This is a genomic window from Cohnella suwonensis, assembly GCF_042655365.1.
GTDB lineage: Bacteria > Bacillota > Bacilli > Paenibacillales > Paenibacillaceae > Cohnella > Cohnella suwonensis.
Genome location: NZ_JBHSMH010000042.1, coordinates 20,808 through 34,169, shown reverse-complemented (window position 1 = coordinate 34,169; position 13,362 = coordinate 20,808). Strand labels below are relative to the sequence as shown.

At 57.3% G+C, this 13,362-nt stretch carries 13 protein-coding genes; 1 reads left to right on the top strand and 12 read right to left on the bottom strand.

Features of this window, described 5'->3' with window-relative positions; translation table 11 throughout:
- Positions 1-76 precede the first annotated feature (76 nt).
- The 12 genes from recQ to ACFPPD_RS13865 all read right to left on the bottom strand — a co-directional run bounded on the left by recQ (position 77) and on the right by ACFPPD_RS13865 (position 11,682).
- Complete coding sequence (recQ, locus tag ACFPPD_RS13920) at positions 77-1,891, bottom strand: DNA helicase RecQ (RefSeq protein ID WP_209749659.1); 1,815 nt, start codon at positions 1,889-1,891, stop codon at positions 77-79.
- On the bottom strand, positions 1,881-4,259 hold the full coding sequence (gene helD, locus ACFPPD_RS13915) for an RNA polymerase recycling motor HelD (RefSeq protein WP_209749660.1): 2,379 nt from the start codon (positions 4,257-4,259) through the stop codon (positions 1,881-1,883). The genes recQ and helD overlap by 11 nt, the downstream gene beginning before the upstream one ends.
- Before the next feature lie 167 nt (positions 4,260-4,426).
- Positions 4,427-5,407, bottom strand: coding sequence for an aromatic ring-hydroxylating dioxygenase subunit alpha (locus tag ACFPPD_RS13910; protein WP_378082493.1), 981 nt, complete (start codon positions 5,405-5,407; stop codon positions 4,427-4,429).
- A 39-nt stretch (positions 5,408-5,446) separates the two neighbouring features.
- On the bottom strand, positions 5,447-6,610 hold the full coding sequence (locus ACFPPD_RS13905; RefSeq protein ID WP_209749661.1) for a BMP family ABC transporter substrate-binding protein: 1,164 nt from the start codon (positions 6,608-6,610) through the stop codon (positions 5,447-5,449).
- 353 nt (positions 6,611-6,963) lie between these two features.
- Entirely contained in the window at positions 6,964-7,350 is a 387-nt protein-coding gene (locus ACFPPD_RS13900; protein WP_209749662.1) for a rhodanese-like domain-containing protein, read from the bottom strand.
- A 31-nt stretch (positions 7,351-7,381) separates the two neighbouring features.
- Entirely contained in the window at positions 7,382-7,648 is a 267-nt protein-coding gene (locus tag ACFPPD_RS13895; protein ID WP_209749663.1) for a metal-sensitive transcriptional regulator, read from the bottom strand.
- 92 nt (positions 7,649-7,740) lie between these two features.
- Positions 7,741-8,217 carry a DsrE/DsrF/DrsH-like family protein gene (locus ACFPPD_RS13890; RefSeq protein ID WP_209749664.1) on the bottom strand — a complete coding sequence of 159 codons (477 nt, stop codon included), beginning with the start codon at positions 8,215-8,217 and terminating at the stop codon, positions 7,741-7,743.
- Positions 8,218-8,243: 26 nt separating this feature from the next.
- Positions 8,244-9,023 (bottom strand): sulfite exporter TauE/SafE family protein, encoded by a 780-nt coding sequence (locus ACFPPD_RS13885; protein WP_378082518.1) that lies wholly within the window; start codon positions 9,021-9,023, stop codon positions 8,244-8,246.
- Between the two features lie 50 nt (positions 9,024-9,073).
- Positions 9,074-9,301: a sulfurtransferase TusA family protein gene (locus ACFPPD_RS13880; RefSeq protein WP_209749666.1), complete on the bottom strand. Its 228-nt coding sequence runs from the start codon at positions 9,299-9,301 to the stop codon at positions 9,074-9,076.
- A gap of 14 nt (positions 9,302-9,315) precedes the next feature.
- Entirely contained in the window at positions 9,316-10,470 is a 1,155-nt protein-coding gene (locus ACFPPD_RS13875; RefSeq protein ID WP_209749667.1) for an MBL fold metallo-hydrolase, read from the bottom strand.
- A 2-nt stretch (positions 10,471-10,472) separates the two neighbouring features.
- Positions 10,473-11,045: a sulfurtransferase TusA family protein gene (locus tag ACFPPD_RS13870; RefSeq protein WP_209749668.1), complete on the bottom strand. Its 573-nt coding sequence runs from the start codon at positions 11,043-11,045 to the stop codon at positions 10,473-10,475.
- 256 nt (positions 11,046-11,301) lie between these two features.
- Positions 11,302-11,682: a hypothetical protein gene (locus ACFPPD_RS13865; RefSeq protein ID WP_209749669.1), complete on the bottom strand. Its 381-nt coding sequence runs from the start codon at positions 11,680-11,682 to the stop codon at positions 11,302-11,304.
- 176 nt (positions 11,683-11,858) lie between these two features.
- On the opposite strand from ACFPPD_RS13865, the gene ACFPPD_RS13860 reads away from it, so the two are divergent.
- Positions 11,859-13,265 (top strand): SpoVR family protein, encoded by a 1,407-nt coding sequence (locus ACFPPD_RS13860; RefSeq protein ID WP_209749670.1) that lies wholly within the window; start codon positions 11,859-11,861, stop codon positions 13,263-13,265.
- Positions 13,266-13,362 lie beyond the last annotated feature (97 nt).

Genomic DNA, 13,362 nt, shown 5'->3' with positions numbered 1-13,362 from the left:
ATTTCGGCGCATTCAGCGACTTAGCGCAACAAAATACAAGGAGCCGACTCCCGCGAGTCGGCTCCTTCTCTATCGCTTATGAATAATCCTGAATCAGTTCCAGAAACGCCCTGCCGTACTTCGCGTATTTGCCGTCGCCGACCCCTTTGACGCTCTTCATCTCGCGTTCCGTCCGCGGCATCGCCTCGCACATCTCGCGCAGCGTCGCGTCGTGGAAGATGACGAACGGCGGCAGCCGCTCTTCGTCCGCGATTCGCTTGCGCAGCTTGCGCAGCTCGTCGAACAACGCCGGATTGGACACGGCGATCGACGCGGACGAGCCGCCGGATCTTCGCCCGCCGCTTCTCGAAGAAGGAGCGACCTCCGGCTCGACCTTCTGGAAGACGCTGCTTTCCCCGCGCATGACGCCGAGCACACGTTCCGTCAATTGGACGACCGGGTACTGCGAATCGGACATCGTCAGGTACCCGTCCGCGACGAGGCCGTGGATAAGTCCCGTCAGACGTTTCTCCGGCACCGCCTGCAGCCTTCCATAGCTTCTCAGCCGATCGAAGCCGAACTGCTTGATCTTCGCGTCGTTCGCGCCGCGAAGCACTTTGGCCGTCAGCGTGACGCCGAACCGCTGCTTCATCTCCGACACGCAGGCGAAGATGAACTTCGCTTCTTCCGTCACGTCCTTCGTCTCGCGCGTATCCGCGCAGTTCGAACAGGTGGCGCAACGTTCTCCGTTCTCCTCGCCGAAGTAGCGCACGATCGTCAGCTGCAGACACTCGCCGGTATGGACGTACTGCACCATTTCGTTCAACAGCCGATAATCGTTCGTCTTCCGCTCGTCGCCCGCCTCGCTCCGGTCGATGAAGAACTTCTGCGTGACGACGTCCTGCGGCGAGAACAACAGCACGCATTCCCCCGGATCGCCGTCGCGTCCCGCGCGTCCCGCTTCCTGGTAATACGCCTCTAGATTTTTCGGCATGTTGTTGTGGATGACGTACCGGACGTTGGACTTGTCGATGCCCATCCCGAACGCGTTCGTCGCCACGATCAATTGCAAGTCGTCCCGTTGGAACGCCTCTTGGGTCGCTTCCCGCTCTTCTTCCGGCAATCCGGCATGGTACTTGCCGACCGATATGCCGAGCGATCGGACGAACGCATGAACGCTCTCCACCTCCCGCCTTGTCGAGGCGTAGATGATGCCCGCTTGATCCGGACGCTCCCGGATGAACCGTTCCACGTAATCCCGCTTGTCCGCGTTCTTGACGACGGACAGCGCCAGATTGTCGCGGGCATAACCGGTCGTGACGCGGGCGGGCTTGACCAGCCGAAGCCGATTCACGATATCGTCCTTGACGACGTCCGTCGCCGTCGCCGTGAACGCCGCCATGACCGGCCGCGGCTCGATGTCCCGAAGTAACGTCGCGATCGTCATGTAGCTCGGACGGAAATCGTGCCCCCACTGCGAAACGCAGTGGGCTTCGTCCACCGCGACGAGCGGAACTTCGAGCTTGCGGACGAGTTCCCGGAAGTATTCCGACTCGAGCCGTTCGGGAGCGACGTACAGCAGCTTGTAATGCCCGGCCGCCACATGCCGCATCCGTTCGTTCGTCTCCTTAAGCGACAAGGAACTATTGATGAAGGTCGCTTCGATGCCCGCCGAATTCAAGGCGTCGACCTGATCCTTCATCAAGGAAATAAGCGGCGATACGACGATCGTGACGCCGTCGAGCAGCAGCGCCGGAATCTGATAACAGATCGACTTACCGGCTCCCGTCGGCATAATGCCGAGCACGTCCTGGCCCGCCAATATCGCCTCGATCAGCTTGCCTTGGCCCGAGCGGAAAGAATCGTAGCCGTAATACGTTTTCAGCGCGTCGAGCGCGGCTTTATTGACCATTCCTCACACTCTCCTCATCATCCGCGGGAAGCCAAGGAGAAGGCTCGCCGATCGTAAAGACGCGCAGCACGTGCAGCGCCCTCGTGCATACGGTGTACAACAGCTTGCGGTCCTTTTCTTTGCCGTATTGCGCGGCGGAGGCATCCCAGACGAGCACCGCGTCGAACTCGATGCCCTTGGCGAGATACGACGGCAGCACCGATACGCCTTTCGGCAATTGCGCCGCCCCTCCGGTCACGAGCGTTACCGGGATTTCGTCCGGCAGCAACTCCTTCAGTACGGCCGCGGCGTTGCCAGATTCGCGCGCCGTCTTGGCGATGACGCCGATCGTGCCGTACCCGCGGGCGGACAGCTCGACGATGCCTTCGGCCACGCTTTGGCCGAGGATGCCCCCGTCGCCGCACGTCGTCAATCTCGGTTCCTCGCCGCTCCGATGGAAGGCCGTGATGCTCGCGGCGTCTTCCGGCGATAGGATCTTTTTCGTATAGGCCACGATCTGTTCCGTCGAACGATAACTCGTCGTCAGCTTCAAGACCGACGTCGTCTCCGGCGCCATCAACCTCGTCCAGCCGCCGAACCCGCCGCTTTCCTGGGACTGCAGGTAGATCGCCTGGTTAAAGTCTCCCAGAACGGTAAACCGCGCACGCGGATAACGGCGGCGCAAATAAGCGGCCTGGAACGGCGAATAGTCCTGCGCCTCGTCCACGAATACGTGCTCGATGTCGCCTTCGACTTTGCGGAAGCCCTCGAGCGCCTCCGATATATACATGAGAGGCGTCGCGTCCTCGTGATCGATCTGCTTGCGGCCGAACGAATCGTCGATCCGCTGCAGCATCCACTCGATGTTCGGAGGAAGCTTGCCTTCCGGCGCGCACGCCATGAACACGCCGCGGTTCTCGAACAATTCCCTGTACACTTCCGGTCCGTCGATGAAGCGATACCCGCGCACCGCTTTCACGAGCGGCGCGATGCTCTCTTCCGCGACCCGGCGCTTCAACCGAATGCTCATCTGCTCTTCGTCGTCGAACACTTCGTCGTGGAAGCCGCCCTTGCGCCGAATATCGACGTATGCCCGCTGAATGTCCTCGATCTCGACGAGCTCCGCGGCTTCCTCCACCCATTTCTCGTCCATCTGAGAATCGATCCAGCCGTTCAGCTTCTCCAGCAGCCAGCGCCTCACGTTAGCCGCGCGCGTGCCGAATCCGTCCGATGCTTGAATGGCGTAGAACCTTTCGGCGATTTCTTCTTCCGTCGCGATGGACATGCCGCGGAACCGAAGCGGACGGAACCGGACGCCGCCCTTCTCGAGCTTCTTCAGGTAAGTCTCCACCGTCGCGAAAAAATGCTCCGAGCCCTTATACCTGACGGCCCGTTCCCTCGCCTCTCCCGCGTTCTCGCCGTTCTCATCCGACAGCGCTTCGGTCTGGGAGAACAAGTCCTCCACCTCGAACCTGCGGCCGAGTCTCGCCTCGACCAGCTCGCGGAACGTCATTTGCCGCATGTTCGCTTCGCCCAAGTCGGGAAGGACGCGGGAAATGTACCCCTTGAACACGGGGTTCGGGGAGAAGAGAATGATCTGGTTCGGCCCGAGCGTCTCCCGGAACCGGTAGAGCAAGTAAGCGATCCGCTGCAGGGCGGCGGACGTCTTGCCGCTTCCCGCCGCTCCTTGCACGACGAGCAGCTTATGCTTCTCGTCCCGAATGATGCCGTTCTGCTCCTTCTGGATCGTCGCGACGATGCTCTTCATCGCGGTGTCCGAGCCTTCGGAGAGAACCGCTTGCAGAATTTCGTCCCCGACCGTCTCCGACGTGTCGAACATATGCTTCATCTGTCCGCCGCGAATGACGAATTGCCGCTTCAGCGATAATTCGCCTTCGATCTGCCCGTCGGGAACGCGATAGGCCGCGGGGCCAGGTTCGTGATCGTAGAACAGGCTCGATACCGGCGCCCGCCAATCGTACACGTAGAACGTGTCCCCGTCCTCGCCGACGAGGGAAGCGCGCCCGATGTAGATCGCTTCGGCGCCGCCTCCGGCTCCCTTCTCCGAGAAATCGATGCGCGCGAAGTACGGCGAGTCGAACTGCTTCGTCAACCGGTCGACGACTTCCGTCGCGATGCGATGGCTTCGTTCGCGCTCGACGAGCAGCTCTTTCTGTTGCATGATGCTGCTCCACGTCTCGCCGACTTCGGTCGAATCCGAGAAGTTTACGCGAACGTCGTCCCAGAATTCCTGGCGAATGCCGACGACGTCCTCGCGCCGTTCGCCGAGCAGGGCCGACTCCTTGCGCATCCGTCGCCCGACTTGCTCGAGCACCGTCAACAGCCTCTCTTCTTCCTCTTCCCGAGGGGTCGAAGATTCGTTACTCATTCGCTTTCCACTCCCCTGACAGCACTTCTTCGTAATCTTGAATTTTATCATGCGCATATTCTAAATTCAATGATCGGTTCCGAAGAAAAGCCTGCCGCCCTCCTCCATGCCCGAAGACAAAGAAACCCCGCGCGACCGAATCGTCGCGCGGGGTTCCTCCCCGGTACTTATGCCGTGCCGAACGTCACGCCCCAAGCCTTCAGCCTTTGCCTATAGGCGATACTCATCCGGTCGCAGACCAGATGAAGCTCCGCCTGCAAGTCGAGCGGCAACAGATCCGGATTCTGATTCTCGACCATCACCCGGTCCTGCTCGATGAGCGTATCCTGGAACGAGACGAACGCTTCGTCAGGCGCCTCCAGATCGTAGCTCCGGGCTTTCAGCATGAACGCCCTGCTTTTCGTCTCCGTAATCGGCAACACCGCAAGGAACAGATGGAACAGCTCCCCGTTGTCCGGATTGCGCTTGACGAGCGCGGCCGTGAACGGTCCGTATACTTCGTATACATAATGGCTGTTCATGCTTTTCCCCCGGCCGTCCGCGTCCGGCTGGAACACGACGATCTCGTCCGTGCGCAAGACGCCTTCGGCTTCGTTCACCCGATAATCTTGGATTTCGGAATAGCGGCTATCCCCGAGAAGCCCTTCGTGAACGAACATGAGGTGCGAGACGTCCAAGAAGTTCTCGACGATGCGCGGCCCCGCGGCTTCAAGCTCGTAGGGCCCCATTCTCACGACTTTGTGATCGGCGTTCATATGGGAGAAAAAGTTCGGTTTCTCGGTCTCCGGTCGGCCGATGCTCGCCCAGACGATACCGTGCTCTTCGATGCAAGAGTACGCGATCGCCTTCGCCTTGTCCGGTATCGCCCGCTCCGGCGGCAACGACGGGATGCGGACGCAAGCGCCGCAACCATCGTACCTCCAGCCGTGGTAAGCGCACACGAGCTCGTCGCCCTCGATGCGTCCGAGCGAAAGCGGAACGCCCCGGTGAATGCACAGATCCTTGAACGCGTGAACGCCCTTCGAGGTCCGGAACAGCACGATTTGTTGCCCGAGCAGCATCGCCGACACCGGTTCGTCGCGTAGTTCCGAGGAGATTAAGACCGGATACCATTGATCCAGCATGGCGGGAGACAAATCCGCTGTCATGGCCGTTGCCCCTTCCTTATCTGTCCGCTTCTATTCCGTTTATTGCGGAATCGTTCCGCTAACGCCTTTAACGAACCAGTTCGTCGACAGCACTTCTTCGTCGGACAACGGTTTGCCCGCTTCGCCGTGCACCTTGCCGGATTGGTCGGTAATCGGACCGGTGAACACTTCGAACGTGCCGTCGATGATTTCCTTTTTCTTCGCTTCGACCAGGTCGCGTACGTCCTGAGGAACGTTTTTGCCGAACGGCGCCAGATCGACGATGCCCGTGCTCATATGGCCCCAATAAGCTTCGGATTTCCAAGTGCCGTCCATGTATTTCTTGACCGTATCGATGTAATACGGGCCCCAATCCCAGACGTTGTTCGTCAAGTAAGTATCCGGCGCGTATTTGCCCATGTCGGAGTCGTTGCCGACGCCCCATACGCCCTTCTCCGCGCCCGCTTGGATGCTGGCCGGGGAATCCTGGTACGCCGCGATGACGTCTACGCCTTTATCCAGCAAGCTGACCGCCGCTTGGCGTTCCACCGTCGGATCGAACCACGTGTTGCTCCAGACGACCGACACTTCGATGTCCGGATTGACGCTTTGGGCGCCGAGGGTGAACGCGTTGATGGAATAGACGACTTCCGGAATCGGGAACGCCCCGACGTAGCCGATCTTTTTGTTTTTCGTCATTTTGCCCGCCGTCATGCCGACGAGATAATTGCTTTGATATTCCCGGCCCATGTAGGTAGACAAGTTTTCTGCCGTTTTGTACCCGGTATTATGGAGGAAAATTTTATCCGGATGCTTGGCGGCGACGGCGACCATCGAGTCCATGTAGCCGAAGCTCGTACCGATGATGATGTCGTTGTCCTTCGCCAAATCCTCGAATACGCGCTCCGCGTCCGGACCTTCCGGCACGTTCTCGACGACCGTCGATTTTATGCCGAACTCTTTTTCCATTTCGAGTCTTCCTTGGTCGTGCTGGTACGTCCAGCCTCCGTCTCCCGGTACGCCGATGTAGACGAAAGCGACTTTCGGCAACGGCTTCTCCGACGCGGAAGGCGATGCGGACGCGCTGCCGGCGGCCGACTCCGTCGATGCCGGAGCGCTCGCGCTCGCCGATGGCGACGACGTATTCTCGTTGTTATTGTTGGAGCATGCAACCGTAAAAACCATCAATAAAGCCAAGACGACTACCCAACCCTTTTTGACCATGATGACCTCTCCTCTACTTATGTGGCTTCCTCTGCCGTCGCTCGACCGCGCGCAAGACGTAATCGACTAACGTTCTATAGAGAACTATATATTTACGTTATATATACGTCAATAAATCTAACGTAAAATTGTGAAAAATACGAAAAAGAATAGTTTATACGATGGATATCACAACAAATGAATGAACGCGTTATGTAAAATAACATAAATAGCCGAGCGCTCCCGCGCCCGGCTTTACGTCGATGAAAATCCTTTTCGCGGATTCGATCGATCGCTTCGATTAACATCGCCTCGACTTCCGCCGCGATCGCCTTCAACCCGTCGTCGCCGAGCGGCATCGCCCTCCGTTTTCGTTAGCGGACGACTTTTCCTTTCCAAGAGGAAATGCCGCCCTGCAGATGGCCTAAGTTCTCGATTCCGTTTCCGCGCAGTACCGCGCCGGCTTGCTTGCTCCTCATGCCGCTTCGGCAGTACAGCAGAATTTCGCGGTCTTTAGGTAGCTTGCCTAGCGAACCCCTAAGTCCGGACAAAGGGAGGTTCACCGCGCCCGCGAGATGACCCGAACCGTATTCCGACGGCTCGCGCACGTCCACGAGCACGGGTTTCGGAGTTCCCTTGAGCTTCTCCTCGAATTGTTCAGGGGTATAATTCGCCATACCTCCGACCGCGCGTCTACCTCTGACGATCAGCACCGCGATTGCGGCGATCAGCAACAAGCCGATTATCGTTGTCGTATTCATCGTGCGCATCTCCCGTCCCGTTTATCCCGGATCAACGGCTCTTGACGAGCAGCTCGATCGCGTCCTTCACCATGCGTTTCGTGTCACCGCCCGATTGCTGCTCCTCGAGAATGCACTGCTCCAAATTTTCCGCCACGATGGTGGCGATCGCTTTGTCTGCCGCGCTACGTACGGCCGATAGCTGCATGATAACGTCCTTGCAGTCTTTTCTTTCCTCCATCAGCCGCAATACGCCGCGTACTTGGCCTTCCAAGCGCCGTAGCCTCTTCTTGATGTCGTCGCTATATTCGTAAGCCATTGTTCATCGCCTCCCTGAATCGTGTTCTCTATCTTATACCTATACCGGTATATTATAGAGCAAAAAATAAGGACGTGCCATCTCTTAAGCCTTTAGATGAACAAATTCACCTTGGCGTTCGTCGCGTCGCCGAGATAAGCGGCTACGCCGGCGTATTCCATGCCGTCGATCAACTCCTCCTGCCGCAAGCCGAGCAAATCCATCGTCATCGTACATGCGACGAGTTTAATGCCTTGCTCTCGGGCAAGCTCGATCAACTGCGGAAGCGTAAGCGCGTTGTGCTTCTTCATGACGTGCTTGATCATTTTCGGCCCCATGCCGAGCATGTTCATGTTCGACAAGCCCAGCTTCTTGGCGCCTCTCGGCATCATCCAACCGAACGCTTTCTCCAGCAAGCCTTTGTTCGTCTTCACGACTTCTTCCTTACGCATCGTGTTCAAGCCCCAGAAGGTGAAGAAGATCGTCACGTCGTGATCGTAGGCCGCCGCCCCGTTCGCGATGATGAAACCCGCGAGCGCCTTGTCCAAGTCGCCGCTGAATAGAACGATCGTCGTTTTTTCCTTTTCCATTATTATTGCGTCCCCCATGTATCGAATTAGGATAAAATATCGAGCCAAATCTTAACGACCGTCGCCGCGATTAGCGCGATCAATATCCATTGAAGTGCTTTCGTGTTCATTTTCTTGCTGACCATCGCGCCTAGCGGTGCCGCGACCAAGCTGGCGAGGACCATGATGATGGACGGATCGAGCAAAATATGTCCGCCCATCACCTTGCCGGCCGTCGTCCCGATCGACGAGATGAACGTAATCGCGAGCGACGAAGCGATCGCGACCCTCGTCGGGATCTTAAGCACGACGAGCATGACAGGGACGGTAATGAACGCGCCCGCGGCACCGACGATTCCCGATACGACGCCGATAATGCCGGCCAATGCGAACGCAAGCGCCCGATTGAACGCCAGCTTGCCGAAATCCCCGTTCTCCTCCCCTTTTTTCGGAAGGAACATCATGACGGCGGCGATGAGAGCCAGTATCGCGTAGGTCGTATTGATCGCGGAATCGGACAAATACTTCGAGCCGTAACCGCCCGCGAAGCTTCCGGCGACGATCGCCGCGCCCATGTAGAGCACGAGCTTGCCGTTGATGAAGCCTCCCTTGCGGAAGGCTAGCATTCCGGCCAGCGTGGCGAAGAACACTTGCACCGCGCTGATGGCCGATACTTCCTGCGCGGTATAAGCCGCGTAACCGAGAGCGGGCGGAATATAGAGCAGCATCGGGTATTTAACGATGGATCCTCCGATGCCGACCATGCCCGATATCATCGAGCCGACGAAACCGATCGCGAATAGCAGTATGATGAGACCGAACTCCATATCCATGGCGAGCAAAACCTCCTTAGGTTAGAGAGAAACGGAATCGCGCCTCACCCTTTCTTGATGACGAATCTGTGCACGCCGTCTTTCTCATCATGCGAGATCCATTCGTTCTTGGACGATTTCACCCATGCCCGGAAATCGTTCAACGCCCCTTTGTCCGTCGCGAGAAGCTCCATCAATTGACCTTCCCGCAAGCCGTCCAACGCTCTCTTCGCCTTGACGATCGGCATCGGGCAAGCGAGTCCCTTCGCATCTACTTGAATATCGATTTTCATGTTGTTTGTCCTCCTTATTTGTCGTGAACCGCGCAGCGGTTCGGTCCGATTTCCATGTCGCGTTGTTCGTCGTCGCTCGGTTGAACGCGACCCATATTCGTTCTTCTGATGTCCTGGTAAGCGTTCGGTTGCGCGGGCAAATTCGTCGTGACCGTCTTCCTGAAGGCCTTTTCGCTGTCGATGTTAAGTCCCGGGTTCGAGGCGAACAGATCGCCTAGACGAGCCGCGACGCGACCGCCTTCGCCCAGCTCGCTCGTCTTGCCGAAGTGCGCGGGAAGCACGAGCAGGTCGTCGGAAAGTTCTTTGTACGTCGAGTACAGCGTGTTTCTCAGATCGTCCGCCCAATCGCCGGCGTTGCCCGCAAGATCCGGACGGCCGATCGACTCGACGAACAAAATGTCGCCGCTGAGCAAGTATCGATCGTCGACGATGATCGACGTGCTGCCGATCGTATGCCCCGGGGAGTATATCGGACGGATCGAAAGGGACGTTCCGCCGACATTGATCCGGCTTTGATCGTCGAGCGGATGATAGTCGAACACGACTTCGTCGGCATCCTTCGGCGGCAGCCAGTACGTTCCGCCGCTATTCTCCGCGAGCTTGCGTCCGCCGGAAATATGATCCGCGTGCAAATGCGTGTCGAGCGTATGCTTGATGACCGCGCCTTTCGCCTTCGCGAAGTCCTCGAACACGTCCGTCATCCGCAGCGTATCGACGACCGCCGCCTCGCCTTCGGATATCGCCATGTAGGACAGACAGCCTTTGCCCATCCGAACGAACTGATACAACTCGCCGCCGTCTTTCAAGTCGCCGATCTTCACCGGCTCCAAATATTCGCTCCAAGCTTTCATGCCGCCTTGCAAGTAGCGCACGCCTTCGATGCCGGCTTCGGCAAGCTGCTCCGCCACGAAGACGGACGAGCCTTCCTTCGCGCAGACGACGAGTACGTCGCGATCGGCCGGGAGACGTGGCAATACGTCCTCCACGCCGTCGATCAAATCGAAAAAAGGGACGTTGAGGCTTTCCACGATGCCGCCTTCGATTTTCCAATCCGCGTAGTCGGATTCGTTGCGCACATCCAATATAAACAACGGCTTCCGTTCGATAATCGCTCTGGTGACTTCCCCGGCCGTCATCGCATGCGCGCTCTTCGTTGTCGTTATCGTCATCGTTATTTCCCCTCCTTCGGTCCTGTCCAATCCGTCATGCCCGGAACGACGTTCGTCGCACGGTAGCCCTTCTCGTTCAATAGCAAGCAGGCGTAATTGCTGCGCTTACCTGTCCGGCACACGGCGTAGATCTCGTTATCCTTAGGCAGTTCTCCCAGGCGGTTTTCCAATTCCCCGAGCGGAATCGATACGGCGCCCGGTATATGACCGAAGCCGTACTCGGCCGGTTCCCGAACGTCAAGCACGACGATCGGCGCTTTCGCTTCAAGCTTATCGAGCAGTTCGTCGTTCGAGATCGTTCGTTCGAAAGTCGTCTCCGCCTTCTCTTCGTCGGCGGACGCCTTGCGTACGTAATGCTTCAGCACGTTTCCTTCATGCAAAGTGCCCAGATATTGATGGCCCGTGTTCTTCGCCCAGCCTTGAATATCAGCCAGGGAGCCCTTATCCGTCGCTTGCATCTCGATGACTTCGCCCGGCTTCAACGCTTCGATCGCTTTCTTCGTTCTGACGATCGGCATCGGGCAAGCAAGACCTTTGCAATCCAATACTTGATTCGCCGTAAATGTAGCAGTCATGTCGCTTTCATCCTCCTTAGAGTAGTTGCATTTATTACCCTATAGGGTATGTTTGTCTTCATGGTATTCCGTATACCGCATGGGGTATGTTGAATACTATAATCGCAGTAGATTTATTTGTCAACATACCCCCGTGGGTTTATGGCGAATATGCAATTGCCTTCTTCATTTCCTGAACCGACAACAATAAACCGTATCGCGCCCGCCAAGGGGAGATACGGCTCATTGTTTGTTCGTTTATTGTTTGTTCAATTCGCTAAAGCGCCCCTGCGTCCTGGACGATGCGGCTCGCGCGCTCGTAGTCTTCTTCCTCGACGATCGCCACGAGCATGATGTCCCTCCCGCTAACCCGGTTATCCGGTCCGCCCGAGCTATAGCCGCTCGCGCTGACGCTGGAGGTAGCCAGCTTGGCCGCATCCGGATTGTCGAAATCGCCGCCTAGCGTCAAGTTGCCCAGACTGGCGAAATCGCCCGTGATCGTGCCTCCGATTTTGTCCAGACTCTCGGTGCCGGTGCCCGTATAGCCGTCGAACCTCTCTATCGCGTAGTCGACTAGCTTCAACGGCTTCAGCTGCCTTAGCGCTTCCTCGGCCTGGTCCGGCGTGTTGAAATATGCGAATACCGTTCTTTCCGCCATAAGCGTTATCCCCCGATTCCCGGATGCTGGAGCTTGCCGAAAATGACTTCGGTAGCGTGCCCCCGTTTCAAGGAAATATTCGCGACTGCCTGTCAATTCCCCGACACGCTCGCGCCGGTTCCCACATATACATAGCTTGGTGGAATCTTTGAATCCGACAGGGGGCTTGGCTCGGCATGCGCGAAGAGGAACAGCGTGAACTGGAAACAGCCATTGCGGACATTACGGCGATCGCCGAAAGATTCGGTCTCGACTTCTATCCGATGCGCTACGAGGTATGTCCATCGGATATCATTTACACGTTCGGAGCCTACGGCATGCCGACCCGGTTCAGCCATTGGAGCTTCGGCAAGACCTTTAACCGGATGAAAATGCAATACGACCTCGGCCTCAGCAAGATTTACGAGCTCGTCATCAACTCCAATCCTTGTTACGCCTTCTTGCTCGACGGCAACTCGCTCGTGCAGAACAAGCTTATCGTCGCCCACGTGCTCGCCCACTGCGACTTTTTCAAGAACAACGCGCGCTTCTCCGTCTCCAACCGCAACATGGTCGATTCGATGTCGGCCGCGGCGGAACGGATCGGCCAGTACGAAATCGAATACGGAGCGGCCGAAGTCGAACGTTTCCTGGACGCGGTCATGGCGATTCAGGAGCATATCGACCCCGCGATCCACAAGCCTTACGGCATGGACAAGAAAAACGCGCAGCTTCAGCAGAAGAAGGACAAAGCCAAAGACCGGGGCGCGTCCAGACCTTCTTCCCCTTACGAAGATCTGTGGGAGCTCGAGAGCTACGAGAACGCCGGGGACAAGGACAAAAACAAAACAGATGCGACGGCAGACCCCCGCAAGTTCCCGGTCAACCCCGAGAAAGACGTCGTCTGGTTCATTCAGGAATATTCGCCGCATCTGGAGGACTGGCAACGTGACATCATGAGCATCATCCGCGAGGAGATGCTTTACTTCTGGCCGCAGATCGAAACGAAGATCATGAACGAAGGCTGGGCTTCCTATTGGCACCAACGCATCATGCGGGAACTCCCGCTGACGAGCGAGGAGACGATCGAATACGCGAAGCTGAATTCCTCCGTCGTGCAGCCGTCCCGCCATTCGCTGAATCCGTATTATTTGGGACTCAAAATTTTCGAGGATATCGAGAAACGGTTCGGGCGGGAAAAAATATTCGAAGTGCGCGAGATGGATTCGGATCCGTCTTTCATTCGCAATTACTTGACGAAAGAACTGACCGAAGAGCTGGATTTGTACATTTTCGAGAAGAAGGGCCAGGAGTGGAAAATCACGGACAAAGCATGGGAGCATATCCGCGACCAAATGGTGTATTCGAGGGTAAACGGAGGCTTTCCGTATCTCGTCGTCACCGACGGGGACTATCAACGAAGCGGCGAGTTGTACATCTCCCATAGCTACGAAGGGACGGAACTGGACTTAAAGTACGTCGAACGCACGCTCCCTTATCTCGCTCAGCTATGGGGCAAAGCGGTTCATCTCGAGACGGTGTCCGACGACAAAAAAATGCTGTTCTCCTGCGACGGCAAGAAGACGACGCGCAAGCCGGCTTAACGTTCGCAAGATCAGGCGTATCAAAACAAAACAAGACAAGGCAAAGGGCAATCCGCCGCATCGGCGAATTGCCCTTTTGTTCGTGCGCGGACCGCTT

What these genes read in the sequence shown, in the direction of transcription:
- ACFPPD_RS13885 (WP_378082518.1), bottom strand. Translation starts at nt 9,023, where the DNA reads ATGGAGTTCGGTCTCATCATACTGCTATTCGCGATCGGTTTCGTCGGC.
- ACFPPD_RS13870 (WP_209749668.1), bottom strand. Translation starts at nt 11,045, where the DNA reads ATGACTGCTACATTTACGGCGAATCAAGTATTGGATTGCAAAGGTCTT.
- ACFPPD_RS13865 (WP_209749669.1), bottom strand. Translation starts at nt 11,682, where the DNA reads ATGGCGGAAAGAACGGTATTCGCATATTTCAACACGCCGGACCAGGCC.
- ACFPPD_RS13875 (WP_209749667.1), bottom strand. Translation starts at nt 10,470, where the DNA reads ATGACGATAACGACAACGAAGAGCGCGCATGCGATGACGGCCGGGGAA.
- helD (WP_209749660.1), bottom strand. Translation starts at nt 4,259, where the DNA reads ATGAGTAACGAATCTTCGACCCCTCGGGAAGAGGAAGAAGAGAGGCTG.
- ACFPPD_RS13900 (WP_209749662.1), bottom strand. Translation starts at nt 7,350, where the DNA reads ATGAATACGACAACGATAATCGGCTTGTTGCTGATCGCCGCAATCGCG.
- recQ (WP_209749659.1), bottom strand. Translation starts at nt 1,891, where the DNA reads ATGGTCAATAAAGCCGCGCTCGACGCGCTGAAAACGTATTACGGCTAC.
- ACFPPD_RS13860 (WP_209749670.1), top strand. Translation starts at nt 11,859, where the DNA reads ATGCGCGAAGAGGAACAGCGTGAACTGGAAACAGCCATTGCGGACATT.
- ACFPPD_RS13895 (WP_209749663.1), bottom strand. Translation starts at nt 7,648, where the DNA reads ATGGCTTACGAATATAGCGACGACATCAAGAAGAGGCTACGGCGCTTG.
- ACFPPD_RS13910 (WP_378082493.1), bottom strand. Translation starts at nt 5,407, where the DNA reads ATGACAGCGGATTTGTCTCCCGCCATGCTGGATCAATGGTATCCGGTC.
- ACFPPD_RS13905 (WP_209749661.1), bottom strand. Translation starts at nt 6,610, where the DNA reads ATGGTCAAAAAGGGTTGGGTAGTCGTCTTGGCTTTATTGATGGTTTTT.
- ACFPPD_RS13890 (WP_209749664.1), bottom strand. Translation starts at nt 8,217, where the DNA reads ATGGAAAAGGAAAAAACGACGATCGTTCTATTCAGCGGCGACTTGGAC.
- ACFPPD_RS13880 (WP_209749666.1), bottom strand. Translation starts at nt 9,301, where the DNA reads ATGAAAATCGATATTCAAGTAGATGCGAAGGGACTCGCTTGCCCGATG.